The sequence below is a fragment of the Paenibacillus sp. FSL W7-1088 genome (assembly GCF_037969855.1).
In the GTDB taxonomy this organism is placed as follows: Bacteria; Bacillota; Bacilli; order Paenibacillales; family Paenibacillaceae; genus Paenibacillus.
This window is the reverse complement of the sequence record NZ_CP150216.1, coordinates 6,385,522-6,404,284: the sequence shown is the minus strand read 5'-3', so window position 1 is coordinate 6,404,284 and position 18,763 is coordinate 6,385,522. Positions and strand designations below refer to the sequence as shown.

The following is an 18,763-nucleotide window of genomic DNA, read 5'->3' as shown; positions in this document are numbered from 1 at the left end:
ATATAATAGAGCATTTTCTATAACTGAATGCTGAATGATTTTATTCGCAGCACGGCTGCAAAAAAAATGATATGAAGAATACGGTGGGATCCTTTTAACAGCCCCCGTTTTATCCAAAACCATGGAGGTGCAGGAGATATGATGTTTGGAAGATTTACGGAACGGGCCCAAAAGGTGCTCGCATTGGCGCAGGAAGAAGCTGTCCGTCTTGGTCATAATAACATCGGTACAGAGCACATTTTGCTCGGCCTCATTCGTGAAGGCGAAGGCATCGCAGCCAAAGCGCTGATCGGCCTGGGACTCGGATTGGAAAAAATTCAAGATGAAGTAGAAACGCTGATTGGCCGCGGTCAAGAGCAACCTACGAACATTGCATATACGCCTCGTGCGAAAAAAGTAATTGAACTGTCTATGGATGAAGCGCGCAAATTGGGCCATACTTATGTGGGCACAGAGCATATCCTGCTCGGATTGATCCGAGAAGGCGAAGGGGTTGCGGCACGTGTGCTGAACAACCTGGGTATTAGTTTGAACAAGGCACGTCAACAAGTATTGCAACTGCTTGGCAGCAGTGAAGCTGTATCCAGTCATAACGGTACACCTGCCAATGTCAGCACACCAACACTGGACAGTCTGGCACGTGACCTCACGGCGTATGCCAGAGAGAACAACCTGGACCCCGTGATTGGACGTAGTAAAGAAATTGAACGTGTTATTCAGGTACTGAGCCGTCGTACCAAGAATAACCCGGTACTGATCGGTGAACCAGGTGTAGGTAAAACAGCCATTGCTGAAGGACTTGCACAAAAAATCATCGCGAATGAAATTCCGGAGACTTTGCGTGACAAACGTGTCATGACATTGGATATGGGTTCGGTTGTTGCAGGTACAAAATATCGTGGTGAATTCGAAGATCGTCTGAAAAAAATTATGGATGAGATTCGTCAAGCGGGTAACATCGTCCTGTTCATTGACGAATTGCATACCCTGATTGGTGCAGGTGGAGCGGAAGGTGCAATTGATGCTTCGAACATTTTGAAACCGGCGTTGGCCCGTGGAGAATTACAGTGCATCGGTGCAACAACACTGGATGAATACCGCAAATATATCGAGAAGGATGCTGCCCTGGAGCGTCGTTTCCAACCGATCACTGTGGATCAACCTTCTCCAGAAGAAGCAATTCAGATTTTACACGGCTTGCGTGATCGTTACGAAGCGCATCACCGGGTGAAAATTACGGATGAAGCGATTGTACAGGCGGTTAAACTGTCTGACCGGTACATTACAGACCGCTTCCTGCCGGACAAAGCAATTGACCTGATTGATGAGGCGGGTTCCAAAGTCAGATTGAACTCTTACACGATCCCACCAAACCTCAAACAACTGGAAAGCCGTCTTGAAGATATCCGTAAGGAAAAAGACGCAGCGGTTCAAAGTCAGGAGTTCGAAAAAGCAGCAGCTCTGCGTGACACGGAACAAAAAATTCGTGAAGAGCTGGATGTAACGAAGAACCAATGGAAAGAAAAACAAGGTCGCACGGATTCTGAAGTAACGCCTGAGGATATCGCGCAAGTGGTAGCCAACTGGACTGGAATTCCTGTGAACAAGCTGAAAGAAGAAGAAACACAACGCTTGATGAACCTGGAATCTATTCTTCATGAACGTGTCATCGGTCAAGATGAGGCTGTGAAGTCCGTCAGCCGTGCAGTTCGTCGTGCTCGGGCCGGATTGAAAGATCCGAAACGTCCGATGGGTTCATTTATCTTCCTGGGTCCTACCGGGGTAGGTAAAACCGAGCTGGCTCGTGCACTTGCAGAAGCCATGTTCGGCGATGAAAATGCAGTCATCCGGATTGATATGTCCGAGTATGGTGAGAAGCATTCCACTTCAAGACTCGTCGGAGCGCCTCCGGGATATGTGGGATATGAAGAAGGTGGACAGCTGACTGAGAAAGTTCGTCGTAAACCTTACTCCGTTGTCCTGCTCGATGAGATCGAGAAAGCACATCCGGAAGTATTCAACATCTTGCTGCAAGTGCTTGAGGATGGTCGTCTGACCGACTCCAAAGGACGCGTCGTAGACTTCCGGAATACGTTGATCATTTTGACATCCAATGTGGGTGCAGAAGCGATCAAACGTAATTCTACACTGGGCTTTACGGCAGTAGTGGATGCAGGTGCGGATTACGATAACATGAAGGGTAAAGTGATGGATGAGCTGAAGAAAAGCTTCCGTCCTGAGTTCCTTAACCGGATTGATGAAATTATCGTGTTCCACTCTCTTGAAGAGAAACATATCGCGGAGATTGTTACACTGATGAGCGAAGAGCTTCGCAAACGGCTGCGTGAGTATGAGGTCGACTTTGAACTCACCGACAATGCCAAGGCATTCCTTGCCAAAGCAGGCTTCGATCCAGCCTATGGTGCTCGTCCGCTTCGTCGGGCGATCCAGAAGCATATTGAAGACAAATTGTCTGAAGAGTTGCTCACGGGTAATGTGATCAAAGGTGATTCGTTACTCATCGATGAAGAGAATGGAGCATTGTCGGTAACGAAAAAAGAAGTTGTTGTTCCTTCTACTGAGGAAATCGAAACGAAATAAGTGACACATAGCTAGTGAATAGCTGGTGCTACTGAGTCTGATGTATAAAACAAAAATCCTTCCTGGCTTTTGTCGGGAAGGATTTTTTTTTGTTTTAGTGCCAGTCATAGCCCCAAAGCTGTTGTTTATCAGGAAACAAACGTTGAACTGGCTGCGAACATGTGTAAAGTTTGCGATAATCCTTTACGAAAAATCTCAAACAATGGTAAACTTTTATTAACCCTGCACGTCAGGGAGTTTAGGCAAAATTCGTCGAAAAATGCAAAATGCTGTTATAAAATAAATCCTAGGAGTGCTGAAGTGGCCAAAGTTAAAACCAAGTTTCAGTGTACGGAATGCGGCTATGAAGCCCCCAAATGGTACGGCAAATGTCCGGGTTGTCAGTCTTGGAATTCAATGGTGGAAGAAACCGAAACAGTGGTCAAAACACAAGGGAGAAATTCCCCTCTTTTTGAGAGTAAAGATAAGCCACTTCCCATCATAGATATAGATAGCGGTCAGGAACCGCGTGTACAGACTGGAATTGAAGAGCTGAACCGGGTTTTGGGCGGCGGAATTGTTCCAGGATCTCTCGTTCTGGTGGGCGGAGACCCCGGAATCGGAAAATCAACGTTAATGTTGCAAACATCTCATGCATTGACTCATTCAGGTTTGCGCGTGTTATATGTCTCAGGCGAGGAATCCGTTAAGCAAACGAAATTGCGGGCTGACCGTCTGGGTGCGCTGTCTCCTGAGTTATATGTACTATGTGAGACCAATATGGAGCGGGTTGAGGAAGCGGTGGAGCAGATCCAACCGCATTTTCTAGTCATCGACTCCATTCAGACCGTATATCTGCCAGAAGTCACCAGTGCTCCCGGTAGTGTAGCTCAGGTAAGGGAATGTACGTCACGGTTCATGCGGATCGCCAAAGGGCGAGGCATTGCAACCGTACTTGTGGGGCATGTTACGAAAGAAGGTGCTATTGCCGGTCCCCGTATGTTGGAGCATATGGTGGACTGTGTTCTTTATTTTGAAGGAGAGCGGCATCATACGTATCGCCTTTTACGTGCGGTCAAGAACCGTTTTGGTTCGACCAATGAGATCGGTATTTTTGAAATGGGCGAAGATGGACTTCGTGAAGTAGGCAACCCTTCTGAGCTCTTTTTGTCAGAACGTCCACTGGGTGTGGCTGGTTCTACCGTAGTGGCCAGCATGGAGGGCACACGTCCTCTGCTTGTGGAATTGCAGGCATTGATTTCTACCACACATTTCCCTTCTCCCCGACGTATGGCAACTGGGGTAGATCTCCATCGATTAAATTTGATTATTGCGGTACTGGAGAAACGGATGGGCATGTTCCTGCAAACACAGGATGCTTATCTGAACGTAGCTGGTGGTGTGAGATTAGATGAGCCGGCAGTGGACTTGGCGGTTGCTATAAGTATCGCATCCAGCTTGAGAGATGTGCCTACCAAGCCAGATGACGTTATCTTTGGGGAAATCGGTTTGACGGGTGAGGTTCGGGCCGTTTCGCGGGCTGAACAACGTGTGAAAGAAGCTCAGAAATTGGGCTTCAAGCGTGTCATTTTACCAGAAAAAAGCTTAAAGGGCTGGAAACATCCTCGCGGGATACAACTGATCGGTGTGAATACCGTGGCAGATGCACTAGCGGTTGCTTTAGATTAGGGGGCATAACAAGATGAAAGATTCGAGCCAACTGGATAATATGAACGAATTGTTAAGGCTGATCGCACCAGGTACACCTTTCCGCGAAGGTCTGGAGAACGTGCTGCGCGCCAAGACGGGTGCACTGCTGGTTGTAGGATACAGCCCTGAAGTGATGGAAGTAGTGGATGGAGGATTCTCAATTAATTGTGATTTCTCCCCGAACTATCTGTATGAACTCGCCAAGATGGATGGTGCCATCATCCTTAGCGAGGATTTAAAGCGTATTTTATACGCCAACACACAGCTCATTCCTGACTCATCCATCTCTTCATCTGAGACAGGTATCCGTCACCGGACGGCTGAGCGTGTCGCGAAACAAACAGGCAAATTAGTCGTATCTATATCGCAGCGCCGGAATATTATCACCTTATATCAAGGAACACTACGGTATTCCCTCAAAGAAATTGGGGTTATTTTGACCAAGGCGAATCAAGCGATTCAAACCTTGGAAAAATACAAAGCTGTATTGACACAGTCCCTTACGAATCTGAGTGCCTCCGAGTTCGAGGAACTGGTAACGATTCCTGAGGTGGTTAATGTCATTCAGCGTACGGAAATGGTTATGCGGATCAAAACGGAAATCAAGCGTTATATTCATGAACTCGGCAACGAGGGACGTCTGATCTCCATGCAAATGGAGGAACTCGTCGGTACTACGGAAGAAGAAGCCTGGTTGCTGTATAAGGACTATGCCCGTGATGACAGTGATGACAAAATCCGTGAGATTATCGTTGGTCTGAAAAGATTATCGGACGATGAATTGCTGGATGCACATCATATTGTACGTCTGCTGGGATACCCTTCGTCAGCAGCTACGTCCGAAGATTCGGTTGCACCTCGCGGATATCGGGTATTAAATAAGATCCCCCGCTTGCCGAATGTCATCATCCATAACCTGGTGGATCAGTTCGAACAATTGCCTCATGTCATCATGGCTACAATTGAAGAGCTGGACGAAGTGGACGGGATTGGAGAGGTACGCGCCCGAACCATTAAGGAAGGTCTCAAGCGTTTGCAGGAGCAGATGTTTATTGACAGACAAATGTAAGGGTTTGCCTATAACGGCTTGAAAATAATGAGGTGAAACAACGATGTTAACCAGATTCATTCCGAATCTCTTTACCTTGGGTAATCTGTTTCTTGGAATGATGGCAATCCTGCTTGCAATTGATGGGAATTATAGTTTGGCTGCGATTTTGGTCATTATTGCGATGTTGCTGGATGGTCTGGATGGCCGTGTGGCACGTGCACTTAATGCCCAGAGTGAGTTTGGTAAAGAGCTGGATTCTTTGTCTGACATGGTTTCATTTGGTGCAGCTCCAGCTCTGATTATATTCATGGTCTCGTTTCAGGATGCAACAACGGTTCTTGCCTGGATCGCAACCGCAAGCTTTCCCATTTGTGGGGCTATCCGGCTTGCCCGGTTTAACGTTCGCCCCGGCATCCCCGGGTACTTTACAGGTTTACCGATTCCAGCGGCCGGAGGGGTACTGGCTACACTGTCCCTGTTTAATAAGGATATCGGTCCCGTGAGTATGATGATTGCCACGTTGCTGTTATCGTATCTGATGGTAAGTTCGCTGAAATACCCCAATTTCAAAAAGGTTGGTCTGCCGCGCAAAGCGATCTGGATTGCACCTTGGGTTATCGTCTTCGCGGTAGTGGTGGCGGTTATGTTTCCAGAACAATTGTCCAAATTGATCTTTATTCCACTTGTGTTATACGCTCTTTATGGGATGAAGCATAATATGCGGACGGCAGCCTCACGTAACCGGGCCAAAAAGCGTAAAGAAGAGAAGTCTTCCCGTCCATCCGATCGCTAGGCAATCCAGTATGGTGTAAATCGGTTGGTCCGTGTTCCTAACCAATACAAAAAAGCACGTACGCTCCTGAACAGGAGCATGCGTGCTTATTTTTTGTTTTTCAAATCTATAAGGTAACTTAACCATTTGCAACGAAATACGTATTGTTTACGACAAATTGAACATCCCTAACGTCGAACATTTCTGTGACTCGTGATTTACGACCTCTTCCATGTTGATGTCCAGCAGATTGCAGAGAGCCGACATATAAAACAGGTTCCGCCCCAGTTCAGAGCTGATCACCTCTTTGCAATTCTCGCACAATTCACCTTCCACATGCGTTTCCAGCAGGCCTTTTGATTGAGCAATATCGCTCTCTGGGGCATATTTCTGCTTGGTGGCGTGCAGCTCAATGCAGCCGCATTCGGTAATGGCCTTTGACACGGCACGGTTGACAGAGGCGCCGGCTTGTCCTGTTTTGGACAGTACATCAATCAGGCTGCGATGACGCAGCAACAGCTCGGAAACTTGATCCTGAAAAGCCTGTAAACTTAGCGTACTCATTTTGCTACTCACCTCGGGATATGAATTGAATTCATTATATGCCAATAATTTACCTTCTTTCAACTGACGATTGCAACATTTCCAAAAAGTTCTTCAAAAGCGGGATTAGCAATCAGGGAATTGGATCATACTGGATATAAAGATGAAGATATATTGAAGGAGGTGCAGGGACTTATGTGGAAAAAAGGCATTTTAACTTTTACAGGATTGTGCGGTGCATGGTTCGGTTACACGGCATATCATCTGGCAGGAAAATCCGTCCCTTGGATGGCAGAATGGATTCAATCAGCAGGATTGTTGGGGGCTGGGGTATCAACCCTACTAGGTGCTGTATTGTTTATGTCCGTGTGTAACATCGGTGGGACATTAATGGCAACCAGACTGCATAATAGTATTGATTCTTTGGCCAAAGTACCGATGAATGAATTGGCTGCAGGTGCAGCGGGTACAGTTGCAGGACTGTTGGTGGCCTTGCTGTTATATCCTTGTGTGGCATGGCTCGGGACGGCCGGAGAGGTGCTTCAGGTGGCGCTGACGGTCGTAAGTAGCTATACAGGCTATATGCTTGCCATGGCGAAGAAAGACGATCTGGCGGCCTTCTGGATGTCAGGACGTTGGGGGCATCCCGAGGTGGATGAAGACAGACGACTGGAAGAGCACAAAATTTTGGATACCAGTGTAATTATCGATGGTCGCATCGCAGATATATGCAAAACCGGATTTATCGAGGGCACGATTGTAATCCCGGAATTTGTTCTGGAGGAATTGCAGCACATTGCCGATTCATCGGACTTGCTCAAGCGGAACAGAGGACGGCGCGGGCTTGATATCCTGAATAAAATTCAGAAGGAATTGGACGTCAAAGTTCTCATTTACGAAGGTGATTTCGAGGAAATTTCCGAAGTGGACAGCAAGCTGGTCAAGCTCGCCAAGGTTCTTCAGGGCAAAGTTGTCACCAACGACTTCAACTTGAACAAGGTCTGTGAATTGCAAGGTGTATCCGTGCTAAATATCAATGATCTCGCCAATGCGGTTAAGCCCGTGGTATTACCAGGTGAGGAGATTATGGTGCAGATTATCAAAGATGGTAAGGAACACGGTCAAGGTGTAGCCTATCTGGATGATGGCACGATGATTGTTGTGGAAGGCGGACGCGAGTATATCGGCATGATGATGGAAGTGCTGGTGACCAGTGTGCTGCAGACGTCAGCAGGACGAATGATTTTTGCCAAGCCGAAACTGTTGGAAAAAGCCCAATAAAGCGGTATGATGGGTAGTGTATCGTTAGAGTTTATAATATAACTGTATTATATCTCCGAACGGTAAACTGACAGACAAGGCAGGGATTGCGGCATGGATAAAGGGTGGGGTGTTGTCATTGTGGCGGCAGGTCGGGGGACCCGGATGGGAACAACCGAGAGTAAGCAGTTTCTGCTGCTGCAGGACAAGCCCGTTTTCATACATACGCTTGAAGTGTTTGCGGCTATGGACGAGGTCAGCGAAATGGTGCTGGTCACGGGAGCTGCCGATGTTGAACGCTGCCAGGATTGGGTAAAAGAATACCGACTGGAATCACGTGTCCGTGTCATCCCCGGAGGGAAAGAGAGACAGCATTCAGTCCACGAAGGCCTTAAGGCACTAGGGACGGATTGGGTCCTCGTTCACGACGGGGTACGTCCTTTTATAAACCGTGAGCAGATTATGGGATGTATGAAGGCCGCCATGTCGGGTGGAGCAGCTGTATTGGCTGTTCCAGTGAAGGATACAATCAAACAAGTGAATGCGGAGGGAGTCGTTACGGCGACGCCAGACCGCAGCAGTCTGTGGAGCATTCAAACCCCGCAGGCTTTTCGTCTTTCTTCCCTGCTGATTGCGTACGAATCGGCGGACCGGGACGGATTTCTAGGAACGGATGACGCAATGCTGGCTGAACGCCAGGGAATGTCGGTCAAGGTTGTGGAAGGCAGTTATACGAACATCAAATTAACGACGCCGGAAGATTTGGAATACGCCGCGTTTTTGCTCAAGGGAGAGAAGAAGCGATGATACGTGTAGGACAGGGATTTGATGTACATCAACTGGTGGAGGGGCGCCCATGCATTATTGGCGGGGTCACGATCCCTTATGAAAAAGGACTGCTGGGTCACTCGGACGCAGACGTGCTGCTGCATGCCATCAGTGATGCCATTCTTGGTGCGCTTGCACTTGGGGATATTGGCAAACACTTCCCGGATACAGATCCGGAGTTCAAGGATGCGGATAGCCTGAAGCTGCTGGAGCATGTGTGGCAGTTGGTGAAGGATCGTGGATACCGTCTGGGGAACATCGATTCGACCATTATTGCACAGAAACCGAAGATGGCACCTTACGTTCCGCAGATGGCCGAGGTTATTGCCAAGGCACTTGAAGCGGATGTAACTCAGGTGAATGTCAAAGCGACAACAACAGAACAACTCGGATTCCCCGGACGGGGAGAGGGTATAGCTGCCCAATCGGTTGTTTGCCTTGTTCGCGTGTGATATCATCAACCAATTAGAGACGGAGGGATAGTATGAGCAACGAAATTCGCGTGCGCTACGCGCCGAGTCCAACGGGACACCTGCATATCGGGAATGCCCGTACGGCGCTGTTTAACTATTTGTATGCCAAACATAATAACGGCAAATTCATTATTCGTATTGAGGATACGGACGTGAAACGCAACATTGCCGGTGGTGAGGAAAGTCAGCTGAAATACCTGAAATGGCTTGGAATCGAGTGGGACGAAAGTATTGATGTCGGCGGCGAGTACGGACCATACCGTCAGACAGAACGTCTGGATATATATCGCAAATATACGCAGGAACTGCTGGACAAAGGTCTGGCTTATCGTTGTTATTGCACGGAAGAAGAGTTGGAGCAAGAACGTGAGGAACAGACAGCACGTGGAGAAACTCCGCGTTATTCGGGTAAACACCGTGATCTGACACCGGAGCAGCAGAGTGCATTTGAAGCGGAAGGCCGTGTGGCGAGTATTCGTTTCCGTGTACCGGAAGAACGCATTTATACGTTTGATGACATGGTCAAAGGAACAATCTCATTCAACAGCAAGGAATCCGGCGACTTCGTTATTGTGAAAAAAGACGGCATTCCCACGTACAACTATGCAGTTGCTGTGGATGATTACCTGATGAAGATCTCTCACGTCTTGCGTGGTGAAGATCACATCTCTAACACACCGCGTCAACTAATGATTTATGAAGCGCTTGGCTGGGAGCCGCCGGTATTCGGTCATATGACGTTGATCGTGAATGAAAACCACAAAAAGCTGAGTAAACGTGACGAGTCCGTTATTCAGTTTATTGAACAATATGATCAGCTCGGCTATCTGCCAGAAGCGATGTTTAACTTCATCTCCCTGCTTGGCTGGTCCCCTGAAGGAGAAGAAGAGATCTTCTCGCAGGAGCAGTTAATCTCCATTTTTGATACGAAGCGACTGTCCAAGAGCCCGGCGGTATTTGATACCCACAAGCTGGCTCACTTGAACAACCACTACATTAAAAATGCGGACCCGGATCGCATTGCCGAAATGGCGATTCCACATCTGCAAAAAACGGGACGTATTGCCGCTGAACTGTCACCTGAACAGAAAGAATGGGCATATACGCTTGTTCATCTCTACCAGGAGCAAATGAATTCTGCCTCTGATATCGTGGAATTGTCGGAAGTGTTCTTCCGTTCCCATCTGGAGCTGGAAAGTGAAGGAGCTGCTGTACTCGCTGAGGAGCAGGTACCAACCGTTCTGAAGGCATTTGCTGATAAAGTACAGGCTAGCGATGAATTTACACCGAGCAAGATGGCTGCGCTGATCAAAGAAGTTCAGAAAGAGACCGGATTTAAGGGTAAACAGCTGTTTATGCCGATCCGTGTAGCTCTGACAGGACAGACTCATGGCCGCGATCTGAACCAAACGATTGTACTGCTTGGCCGCGATAAAGTGATCGATCGACTGCATGCTCAGGTAAAAGGCGCGTAAGTAACGCCCTTGTATAGTCTACTTTGGACTTAAGGATGGAACTTCGTTTATACCGTTATGAAGGAAGATTGTTGTCAGTCCATAACCTTTTCGCTATAATAGCAACACAAAGGTTAAATGGTATGATTTTATCATTCATCATAAAAACAGCAAAGACCGGGAGAAGTAGGCTGAACCGGACAGATTCAGAGAGGATGGTCCCGCAGTAAAGAATGAGATTCTTTGCTGAGGTGGCTGTGAGCCATCCGCTGTCCGCCAGTCGAAATGCACCCGTGAGCTGCATAGCCGAATCCGGCCCCGCCTCTTGTTTTGTAGGAGAGAGGAAAACGTCAGGATAGGTTGTGACGGTTGGTTCCCGTTACGGAACTGTTGAGGGTTCATTCTTGTGCAAGGACATGAGGCGGCTATAACAGGCAGCCTAGTTCTTGTATGTTAAGGCATGAACCGAGCAGAGTGGGACCGCGATAAACGCCTCTGCAGCTTACATAGCTGCAGGGGCGTTTTCTGTTTAGGTCGAGTCGGAAGTACACTACCATGAGGGCCGCGCCGTCCGGTAAGCCGGAGGACGAAGACCTGAACAAGAGGGGAACGAGCATGTTCAAGAAGATCAGATCAGATATCCAGGCGGTGTTTGAAAACGATCCGGCGGCCCGGGGATGGTTTGAAGTTGTATTTACCTACTCGGGGCTGCATGCGATATGGGCGCACCGGGTGGCACACTTTTTATACAAGCGGAAATGGTTTTCTTTTGCCCGGTTCATTTCACAAGTCAGCCGTTTTATGACAGGCATCGAAATCCACCCCGGAGCTACGATCGGCAATCGGTTGTTTATTGACCATGGCATGGGCGTTGTGATTGGGGAAACATGTGAAATTGGCGACGATGTTGTCATCTATCAGGGGGTCACACTTGGCGGAACGGGTAAAGAAAAAGGGAAGAGACATCCGACAATTGGCAATAATGTGGTTATCTCATCCGGAGCGAAGGTGCTAGGCTCCTTCAGCGTGGGGGATCAATGTAATATTGGTGCAAACTCGGTTGTGCTGAAGGAAGTTCCTCCAAACAGCACCGTTGTAGGCATACCGGGCAGAATCGTGAAGCAGGATGGCCGCCGGGTGGACCGTCTGAATCAGCAGCTTCCCGATCCGGTCATCGATTCCCTGCGCAATATGCAGCAAGAAATCGAACGATTGCGTGAAGAAGTGCGTACTCTGCAGAGTACGCGTGAAAGTGAGTTTTCCCGTGGTACAATAGAATAATGATGGAAACGGATGAAAGGAAAGTGACTATGACGCTTCAAATTTACAATACGATGAGTCGTACCAAAGAGAATTTTGTTCCTCAAGAGCCGGGGAAAGTGAAAATGTATGTGTGCGGGCCGACGGTATATGATTACATTCATATCGGGAATGCACGTCCAGTTATCTTTTTCGACACGGTTCGCGGATACCTGGAACAGACCGGTCTTGAAGTGAACTACGTCGTGAACTTCACAGATGTCGATGACAAACTCATTCGCAAGGCCGAGCAGCTTGGCACGGATGTTCCTCATGTTGCAGAGAAGTTTATTGCAGCGTATTACGAGGATCTCGAAGGGTTGGGTATTCCGAAGGCAAGCAGTAACCCAAGAGTGACGGAAAACATGCCGCTCATTATTGATTTTATCCGTGAGTTGGTTGAAAAGGACTTCGCCTATGAAAATGGCGGTGACGTATATTATCGCACAGGCAAGTTCGCGGAGTACGGCAAACTGTCGAAGCAAAACCTTCAGGAATTACAGTTCGGAATTCGTATTGGTGTAGATGAGCGCAAAGAGCATCCGGAAGATTTCGTACTCTGGAAAGCTGCAAAACCGGGTGAGATCTTCTGGTCCAGTCCATGGGGCGATGGTCGTCCGGGCTGGCATATTGAGTGTTCAGCGATGGCACGGGAGTACCTGGGCGACACGCTGGATATTCACGGTGGAGGACAGGATTTGCAGTTCCCGCACCATGAATGCGAATGCGCTCAATCCGAGGTACTGACTGGAAAACCTCTGGCAAACTACTGGATGCATAACGGATTTATCCGTATTGATAACGAAAAAATGTCGAAATCACTCGGTAACGGCGTGCTTGTTAAAGACCTCCGCAATCAATATAAACGCGAAGCCATTCGTTATTTTATGTTGTCTACTCACTATCGTAATCCATTGAACTTTACGGAAGATACGATGGAACAGGCACAGAATAGTGTAGACCGGATCGCCAATGCCGTAGGCAACCTTAATCATCGCTTGCAAGCTGTGAGTGTGGATCAGGCTGTGTCAGCAGAGTTCGCAGCGAGACTGGAGCAGATTCGTCAGCAATATCATGAGAAAATGCAGGACGACTTCAATACGCCAGATGCGATTACGGCACTGTTTGAATGGGCTGGGGAAGCTAACCAACTGTTGCAGCAAGATGTGGTAAACGCTGCGGACATTCGCGCTCTGCTGGAATTGTTCAATGAGCTGAATGCGGTGCTTCGCATCTATACGGAGGCTGAACCGGAGCTTTTGGACGAAGAAATCGAACGTCTAATTGAAGAACGTAACGAAGCGCGCAAGTCCAAAAACTGGGCGCGGGCTGATGAAATTCGGGATGAACTGTCTGCGCAGGGCATCTTGCTTGAGGATACGGCTCAAGGAATGAGATGGCGGCGCAAATGAGTGATGAACAACTGGAAAAGTTGTCTGAATCCGTCGAACATGCCGAGCAACGGGAGGAACAACAGACAGATGAACAATCTCTGAGCGTTGAGCAGGGAGGATGGTTTCCTTATCCTCCCTCTCGGCCTGCAAGGTTGATTCCTCCCATCGCTCTCGCCTATATTGGTGATGCGGTATATGAGGTAGCCGTACGGCAGTATCTGTTGTCCAAAGCCAATATGCGTCCCAACCATCTGCACCGTAGTGCAACGGGTTTGGTATCGGCGAAGGCGCAGAGCCGTATCCTCACAGGTATTGAGGCTGAGCTGACCGAGGAGGAACGTGACATTGTCAGACAAGGTCGTAATGCCAAGTCTGGCAGTATTCCCAAAAACGCAGATGTTTTGGAATATAGACATGCCACAGCTCTGGAGTGTCTGTTCGGTTACCTGTATAGCAGTGGTCGACATGACCGCATGATTGAACTAATTCGCCGGGGCATCGAGCATGCGGAGCAACATTCGCAATCACCGACAAAATAATATAAATTACAACAAAGCCGCTTCTGTAAGATGTGCCGAATAGGGTGCAGTGTAACACAGGGCGTTATAGAGAGGATCGAACAAAGATGGAAGAAGAATGGATTGCCGGTAAACACTCCGTAACGGAGGCGCTGCGTTCAGGCCGGACCATTAATAAAATATGGATTGCAGATACAGCGCAAAAACATTTGACGCAGCCCATTATCGCGGAAGCAAAAAAACTAGGGATTGTCATTCAACACGTGGACAAGCGTAAACTGGATCAAACAGTGCCGGGCGTTCAACACCAGGGTGTAGTAGCACAAGCGGCTCCTTACGCTTATGTGGAGGTTGAAGACATTCTTGCTGCAGCGGCTGCAAAAAATGAACATCCATTTTTGATTTTGCTGGATGAGATTGAAGATCCACATAATCTTGGATCGATTTTGCGGACGGCTGACTGCACAGGTGCACATGGCGTTATTGTACCTAAGCGGCGCTCAGCTGCAGTTACAGTGACGGTATCCAAAACATCAGCGGGTGCGGTGGAGTACGTGCCAGTGGCTCGTGTAAGCAACCTGGGTCAAACCATTGATCGTCTTAAGGAAGAGGGCGTATGGGTTGTGGGTACGGATGTTGCTGCTCAGGAGAGCGTGTTTGGGAACGGCGTCTTTACGGGTCCAGTAGCCGTCGTTATCGGGAACGAAAACAAGGGAATGGGACGACTGATTCGCGAGAAATGCGATGTGTTGATCAAACTGCCGATGCAAGGTCAGATTAATTCCCTGAATGCTTCCGTGGCAGCGGGTGTTGTCATGTATGAAGTGCTCCGCTCGCGCCAAGCGCAGGACTAGAAGATATGGCTGATTCCCGTGATGTGCTTCTTGTAGACGGGTACAACATGATTGGTGACTGGCCGGAGCTATCCAGATTGGCGGAGAGTGGATTGGAGGAGGCCCGCAACAGGCTTCTCTCTCGACTAGCCGACTATCAGGCGTTCTCCGGCCGGAGAGTCATTGTTGTTTTTGACGCCTACCTCGTGCCTGGACTCGGTAAATCCTTTACACAGAGCAAAGTGCAGATTTTTTTTACAAAGGAAAAAGAGACGGCAGACGAATGCATTGAGAGACTCGTTCGGGAACTAAGCACGCGAAGACGCCAAATCTATGTGGCTACAAGCGATATGGTAGAGCAGCATGTCATTTTTGGACAGGGAGCTCTGCGTGTATCCGCAAGGGAATTGCTGATCGAAGTAGAGCAGAACGAAAAAGAGTTACAGAAACGTCTGGAAGAAGATCAAGCTAAAGCAACGCGAAATACACTCGGCGGCAAGTTAAGTCCGGATGTTTTGAAGCAATTTGAGCGATGGCGCCGGGAATAACAGCACGATTTTACAAAAATTAGAATTTTGAAACTCTTGACAATTATGTTATTGATGTTCTTTTTTAGGCAGAGCGTGGTTGACGGTGTGAGGTACCATCATATATACTGATCCTATATTTCATAGAGTAGAGTAACGGGGTACCTTGCGTTGCAGCCGGAGGGATTGTCTGTGAGTGTCGACCTCAAAGATATCATGTTATCCAAGTATGATTACCAAAGTGACGAAGACATTGTCGAAGCGGTCCGTGAAGGTGAAAGCGAAGCGCTGGAGTTTTTGATTAACAAATATCGTAACTTTGTACGCGCCAAGGCAAGATCTTATTTTCTGATTGGGGCTGACCGGGAAGATATCATTCAAGAAGGAATGATTGGACTCTATAAATCCATTAGGGATTTCAAAGGGGACAAGCTCGCTTCTTTCAAAGCCTTCGCCGAGTTGTGTATTACACGACAGATTATTACGGCAATCAAGACAGCAACACGTCAGAAGCATATTCCGCTTAATTCTTATGTATCACTGGACAAACCTATTTATGACGAAGAGTCCGATCGTACGTTACTCGATGTGATTTGTGGAACACAGGTCAGCGATCCGGAAGAACTTATCATCAATCAGGAAGAGTTTGTAGGCCTGGAAGATAAGATGTCTGAGATTCTGAGTGATCTGGAACGTAAAGTATTGATGTTGTATCTGGACGGGAGATCTTATCAAGAGATTGCAGTGGATTTGGACAGGCATGTAAAGTCCATTGATAATGCACTCCAGCGCGTCAAGCGTAAACTTGAAAAGTACCTGGAAGTTCGAGATAATTGAACACATGTTGTCGTTGACGGAAAAGGCTCGGGGTTTGAGTCTTTTTTTGCTGCCTCAAGTTTATAAAGTTAAAGAATGATTATACTAGTAATCGCTTGGTCCATGCAGGAGAAGAGAAAAACAGAGATGAGAAACTGAATGTGTTTGATAGGAACTTTTTACCCACGGATGAAAGGCTATTCTTTCATTGACATGGTTATACCCTTGTGATAAAGTGTTTTAGGTAGGCCTAAATTCGCGGCTTTTTTTTAGGATCAATTTAGAGACTCCGCTTGAATGTGGAAGTCTTCGGGAGGTGTACATCATGCGGGTAATTATTACTTTGGCTTGTACAAACTGCAAACAAAGAAATTACACTACGACAAAAAACAAGCGTAATCACCCCGACCGCATGGAGATGAAGAAATTTTGCAAGTTTTGTAACGAGCAGACTTCTCATCGCGAAACCAGATAGTTTTTTGGAGGTGTAGTCGGCGTGAAACGTAGTTTCAAATCTCTGATTTCCTTTTTCTCTGAAAGCTGGGCTGAACTTAAAAAAGTTCGCTGGCCTAATCGTAAAGAGCTGACCAACTACACATTGATCGTTCTTGGTACTGTTGTGGTTATGACGCTGTTTTTTTGGGTCGTTGATATCGGCATCTCCGCTGTGATCGAAGCGATTATTTAAGAAGGGTCCCAGGTGGCTTGATATGGAAAAAAGATGGTACGTCGTTCATACCTATTCAGGGTATGAGAATAAGGTCAAAGCCAATTTGGAAAAACGCGTAGAGTCCATGGGCATGGAAGACAAGATTTTCCGCGTTCTTGTTCCGATGGAAGAAGAAGTGGTGAACAAAGACGGTAAGAAAAAAACCGTTATGCGTAAAGTTTACCCCGGATATGTCTTGGTGGAAATGGTCCAGACGGATGACTCTTGGTACGTTGTTCGCAACACGCCAGGTGTTACGGGATTTGTCGGTTCGACAGGTTCCGGGTCCAAACCAACAGCCTTGCTGCCTGAAGAAGTGGAACAAATTCTGAAGCACATGGGCATGGTTGAACCGAAGCCTAAAATTGAATTCGACATTAAGGAATCCGTACGTATTAAAGTTGGTCCTTTTGCGAATTTTGTGGGCTCCGTGGAAGAAATTTTGGTAGACAAAAGCAAGTTGAAAGTGCACGTGAACATGTTTGGACGGGAAACACCGCTTGAGTTGGAATATACGCAAGTGGAGAAGATATAGTCTCTTCAAGTTTCTTGTGGGAGGGCTGAGAGGCCCGTTAACCACTATTTTGCAAGGAGGTGTCAATCATGGCAAAAAAGGTAATCAAAATGGTAAAACTGCAAATTCCAGCAGGTAAAGCGAATCCAGCGCCTCCGGTAGGTCCAGCTTTGGGTCAAGCAGGTGTCAACATCATGGCATTCTGTAAAGAGTTCAACGCTCGTACAGCCGATCAAGCGGGATTGATTATTCCTGTTGAAATCACAGTATTCGAAGACCGTTCCTTTACTTTCATCACTAAAACTCCACCAGCAGCAGTTCTGTTGAAAGTGGCAGCTAAAGTAGAAAAAGGATCCGGCGAACCAAACAAGAAAAAAGTCGCTACCGTTAAACGTGATGCGGTACGTCAAATCGCGGAAACAAAAATGCCTGACCTGAATGCTGCTGACGTTGAGTCTGCAATGCGTATGGTCGAAGGTACTGCCCGCAGCATGGGTATCACCATCGAAGACTAATTTTTCATCTGAAACATGGCTTCGTAAAGCCGGCCGATTCGCGGCCGGTTGATGTGGGAGGTATATCCGCTAACACCACAAAGGAGGAATATAACATGGCTAAACACGGTAAAAAATACCTGGAAGCTGCTAAGCTGATTGACAGCGAAGTAACTTACGAGCCTTCAGAAGCTGTAGAGCTTGTGAAAAAGGCAGCCACTGCAAAATTCGATGAAACAATCGAAGCAGCAGTACGCTTGGGCGTTGACCCACGTAAACAAGACCAGGCAGTACGTGGTGTTGTTGTCTTGCCACACGGCACAGGTAAAACACAACGCGTATTGGTATTTGCAAAAGGTGACAAAGCGAAAGAAGCGGAAGCGGCTGGCGCGGACTATGTTGGTGATGCAGACATGATCAACAAAATCCAACAAGGCTGGTTCGAGTTCGACGTCTGCGTAGCGACACCGGACATGATGAGTGAAGTAGGTAAATTGGGCCGACTGCTCGGCGGTAAAGGTCTGATGCCTAACCCTAAAGCCGGAACGGTAACTTTCGATGTATCCAAGGCTGTTCAAGAAATTAAAGCCGGTAAAATCGAATATCGTCTGGATCGTGCAGGTCAAATTCATGCACCGATCGGTAAAGCTTCTTTCTCGGCAGAGCAACTGAATGAGAACCTTAAAGCTCTCATGGATGCTTTGACTCGTGCTAAACCGGCGGCAGCAAAAGGTGTTTATCTGAAGAATGTAAGTCTTTCTTCCACGATGGGCCCTGGCGCACGCGTGAACGCAGCATCTTTTAGATAATATCACTTGACAGGCTTGTCCTGTTCTGATAATCTATAAAAGTTGTGAGTCCGAGTGACTGACCGTTGACATTTGAATATGCTTACCGTAGACAGTAGGTGCCATTTTGGCTTAATTTCCTGCCGAGGTGTGATTATAGAACTTAGAACGATGCAAATCGGTTATGAGTATATATCAAG

The 18,763-nt window shown here is 47.6% G+C and carries 20 protein-coding genes and 1 other annotated feature (1 of these 21 cut by a window edge); of the genes, 19 read left to right on the top strand and 1 reads right to left on the bottom strand.

The genetic code is table 11. The features are described from left to right. Positions 1-138 precede the first annotated feature (138 nt). The 4 genes from clpC (at position 139) to pssA (ending at position 6,134) form a co-directional block, all read left to right on the top strand. Positions 139-2,601 carry an ATP-dependent protease ATP-binding subunit ClpC gene (gene clpC, locus MKY42_RS29075; protein WP_110002403.1) on the top strand — a complete coding sequence of 821 codons (2,463 nt, stop codon included), beginning with the start codon at positions 139-141 and terminating at the stop codon, positions 2,599-2,601. A gap of 300 nt (positions 2,602-2,901) precedes the next feature. After that, positions 2,902-4,269: a DNA repair protein RadA gene (radA, locus tag MKY42_RS29070; protein WP_090905261.1), complete on the top strand. Its 1,368-nt coding sequence runs from the start codon at positions 2,902-2,904 to the stop codon at positions 4,267-4,269. Positions 4,270-4,282: 13 nt separating this feature from the next. Next, entirely contained in the window at positions 4,283-5,359 is a 1,077-nt protein-coding gene (gene disA, locus MKY42_RS29065; protein ID WP_076292150.1) for a DNA integrity scanning diadenylate cyclase DisA, read from the top strand. Positions 5,360-5,402: 43 nt separating this feature from the next. After that, positions 5,403-6,134, top strand: coding sequence for a CDP-diacylglycerol--serine O-phosphatidyltransferase (pssA, locus tag MKY42_RS29060; RefSeq protein WP_090905263.1), 732 nt, complete (start codon positions 5,403-5,405; stop codon positions 6,132-6,134). A gap of 147 nt (positions 6,135-6,281) precedes the next feature. Here the strand turns inward: pssA and MKY42_RS29055 are convergent, their stop codons facing one another. Next, positions 6,282-6,677, bottom strand: a complete 396-nt coding sequence (locus MKY42_RS29055) for a hypothetical protein (RefSeq protein ID WP_024633611.1) — start codon at positions 6,675-6,677, stop codon at positions 6,282-6,284. A gap of 174 nt (positions 6,678-6,851) precedes the next feature. Here MKY42_RS29055 and MKY42_RS29050 point away from each other — a divergent pair, with 174 nt between their 5' ends. The 15 genes from MKY42_RS29050 to rplA all read left to right on the top strand — a co-directional run bounded on the left by MKY42_RS29050 (position 6,852) and on the right by rplA (position 18,584). Next, the gene (locus MKY42_RS29050; protein ID WP_076292152.1) at positions 6,852-7,937 is read left to right on the top strand and encodes a PIN/TRAM domain-containing protein; all 1,086 of its coding nucleotides are present in this window, start codon (positions 6,852-6,854) and stop codon (positions 7,935-7,937) included. A 93-nt stretch (positions 7,938-8,030) separates the two neighbouring features. After that, complete coding sequence (gene ispD / locus MKY42_RS29045) at positions 8,031-8,723, top strand: 2-C-methyl-D-erythritol 4-phosphate cytidylyltransferase (RefSeq protein WP_339846563.1); 693 nt, start codon at positions 8,031-8,033, stop codon at positions 8,721-8,723. Then, positions 8,720-9,196 carry a 2-C-methyl-D-erythritol 2,4-cyclodiphosphate synthase gene (gene ispF, locus MKY42_RS29040; protein ID WP_053779226.1) on the top strand — a complete coding sequence of 159 codons (477 nt, stop codon included), beginning with the start codon at positions 8,720-8,722 and terminating at the stop codon, positions 9,194-9,196. Before ispD ends, ispF begins: the two co-directional genes overlap by 4 nt. A gap of 32 nt (positions 9,197-9,228) precedes the next feature. Further along, positions 9,229-10,692, top strand: a complete 1,464-nt coding sequence (gltX, locus tag MKY42_RS29035) for a glutamate--tRNA ligase (RefSeq protein ID WP_339846560.1) — start codon at positions 9,229-9,231, stop codon at positions 10,690-10,692. A 594-nt stretch (positions 10,693-11,286) separates the two neighbouring features. Continuing rightward, positions 11,287-11,952 (top strand): serine O-acetyltransferase, encoded by a 666-nt coding sequence (gene cysE / locus MKY42_RS29030; protein ID WP_090905273.1) that lies wholly within the window; start codon positions 11,287-11,289, stop codon positions 11,950-11,952. A gap of 29 nt (positions 11,953-11,981) precedes the next feature. Further along, complete coding sequence (gene cysS, locus MKY42_RS29025) at positions 11,982-13,382, top strand: cysteine--tRNA ligase (protein WP_090905275.1); 1,401 nt, start codon at positions 11,982-11,984, stop codon at positions 13,380-13,382. Beyond that, complete coding sequence (locus MKY42_RS29020) at positions 13,379-13,903, top strand: ribonuclease III domain-containing protein (RefSeq protein WP_256222558.1); 525 nt, start codon at positions 13,379-13,381, stop codon at positions 13,901-13,903. Before cysS ends, MKY42_RS29020 begins: the two co-directional genes overlap by 4 nt. Before the next feature lie 86 nt (positions 13,904-13,989). Then, positions 13,990-14,736, top strand: coding sequence for a 23S rRNA (guanosine(2251)-2'-O)-methyltransferase RlmB (rlmB, locus tag MKY42_RS29015; protein WP_090905277.1), 747 nt, complete (start codon positions 13,990-13,992; stop codon positions 14,734-14,736). A 5-nt stretch (positions 14,737-14,741) separates the two neighbouring features. Beyond that, a complete protein-coding gene (locus tag MKY42_RS29010) occupies positions 14,742-15,263 on the top strand; it encodes an NYN domain-containing protein (protein ID WP_076292158.1) in 522 nt (173 codons plus the stop codon). 171 nt (positions 15,264-15,434) lie between these two features. Further along, a complete protein-coding gene (sigH, locus tag MKY42_RS29005) occupies positions 15,435-16,079 on the top strand; it encodes an RNA polymerase sporulation sigma factor SigH (RefSeq protein ID WP_024633601.1) in 645 nt (214 codons plus the stop codon). Positions 16,080-16,383: 304 nt separating this feature from the next. Continuing rightward, on the top strand, positions 16,384-16,533 hold the full coding sequence (gene rpmG / locus MKY42_RS29000) for a 50S ribosomal protein L33 (RefSeq protein ID WP_072735843.1): 150 nt from the start codon (positions 16,384-16,386) through the stop codon (positions 16,531-16,533). 21 nt (positions 16,534-16,554) lie between these two features. After that, positions 16,555-16,746 (top strand): preprotein translocase subunit SecE, encoded by a 192-nt coding sequence (secE, locus tag MKY42_RS28995; protein WP_024633600.1) that lies wholly within the window; start codon positions 16,555-16,557, stop codon positions 16,744-16,746. 22 nt (positions 16,747-16,768) lie between these two features. After that, the gene (gene nusG / locus MKY42_RS28990) at positions 16,769-17,302 is read left to right on the top strand and encodes a transcription termination/antitermination protein NusG (protein ID WP_024633599.1); all 534 of its coding nucleotides are present in this window, start codon (positions 16,769-16,771) and stop codon (positions 17,300-17,302) included. A gap of 68 nt (positions 17,303-17,370) precedes the next feature. Beyond that, positions 17,371-17,796 (top strand): 50S ribosomal protein L11, encoded by a 426-nt coding sequence (gene rplK, locus MKY42_RS28985; protein ID WP_076292159.1) that lies wholly within the window; start codon positions 17,371-17,373, stop codon positions 17,794-17,796. A 95-nt stretch (positions 17,797-17,891) separates the two neighbouring features. Then, complete coding sequence (rplA, locus tag MKY42_RS28980) at positions 17,892-18,584, top strand: 50S ribosomal protein L1 (RefSeq protein ID WP_339846555.1); 693 nt, start codon at positions 17,892-17,894, stop codon at positions 18,582-18,584. Between the two features lie 67 nt (positions 18,585-18,651). After that, positions 18,652-18,763, top strand: a sequence feature (ribosomal protein L10 leader region) (it continues 37 nt past the right edge of the window).

Excerpts from the sequence above, each read along its gene's own strand:
- clpC (WP_110002403.1), top strand. The coding sequence starts at position 139 with ATGATGTTTGGAAGATTTACGGAACGGGCCCAAAAGGTGCTCGCATTG.
- disA (WP_076292150.1), top strand. The coding sequence starts at position 4,283 with ATGAAAGATTCGAGCCAACTGGATAATATGAACGAATTGTTAAGGCTG.
- pssA (WP_090905263.1), top strand. The coding sequence starts at position 5,403 with ATGTTAACCAGATTCATTCCGAATCTCTTTACCTTGGGTAATCTGTTT.
- MKY42_RS29055 (WP_024633611.1), bottom strand. The coding sequence starts at position 6,677 with ATGAGTACGCTAAGTTTACAGGCTTTTCAGGATCAAGTTTCCGAGCTG.
- MKY42_RS29050 (WP_076292152.1), top strand. The coding sequence starts at position 6,852 with ATGTGGAAAAAAGGCATTTTAACTTTTACAGGATTGTGCGGTGCATGG.
- ispD (WP_339846563.1), top strand. The coding sequence starts at position 8,031 with ATGGATAAAGGGTGGGGTGTTGTCATTGTGGCGGCAGGTCGGGGGACC.
- ispF (WP_053779226.1), top strand. The coding sequence starts at position 8,720 with ATGATACGTGTAGGACAGGGATTTGATGTACATCAACTGGTGGAGGGG.
- gltX (WP_339846560.1), top strand. The coding sequence starts at position 9,229 with ATGAGCAACGAAATTCGCGTGCGCTACGCGCCGAGTCCAACGGGACAC.
- cysE (WP_090905273.1), top strand. The coding sequence starts at position 11,287 with ATGTTCAAGAAGATCAGATCAGATATCCAGGCGGTGTTTGAAAACGAT.
- cysS (WP_090905275.1), top strand. The coding sequence starts at position 11,982 with ATGACGCTTCAAATTTACAATACGATGAGTCGTACCAAAGAGAATTTT.
- MKY42_RS29020 (WP_256222558.1), top strand. The coding sequence starts at position 13,379 with ATGAGTGATGAACAACTGGAAAAGTTGTCTGAATCCGTCGAACATGCC.
- rlmB (WP_090905277.1), top strand. The coding sequence starts at position 13,990 with ATGGAAGAAGAATGGATTGCCGGTAAACACTCCGTAACGGAGGCGCTG.
- MKY42_RS29010 (WP_076292158.1), top strand. The coding sequence starts at position 14,742 with ATGGCTGATTCCCGTGATGTGCTTCTTGTAGACGGGTACAACATGATT.
- rpmG (WP_072735843.1), top strand. The coding sequence starts at position 16,384 with ATGCGGGTAATTATTACTTTGGCTTGTACAAACTGCAAACAAAGAAAT.
- nusG (WP_024633599.1), top strand. The coding sequence starts at position 16,769 with ATGGAAAAAAGATGGTACGTCGTTCATACCTATTCAGGGTATGAGAAT.
- rplK (WP_076292159.1), top strand. The coding sequence starts at position 17,371 with ATGGCAAAAAAGGTAATCAAAATGGTAAAACTGCAAATTCCAGCAGGT.
- rplA (WP_339846555.1), top strand. The coding sequence starts at position 17,892 with ATGGCTAAACACGGTAAAAAATACCTGGAAGCTGCTAAGCTGATTGAC.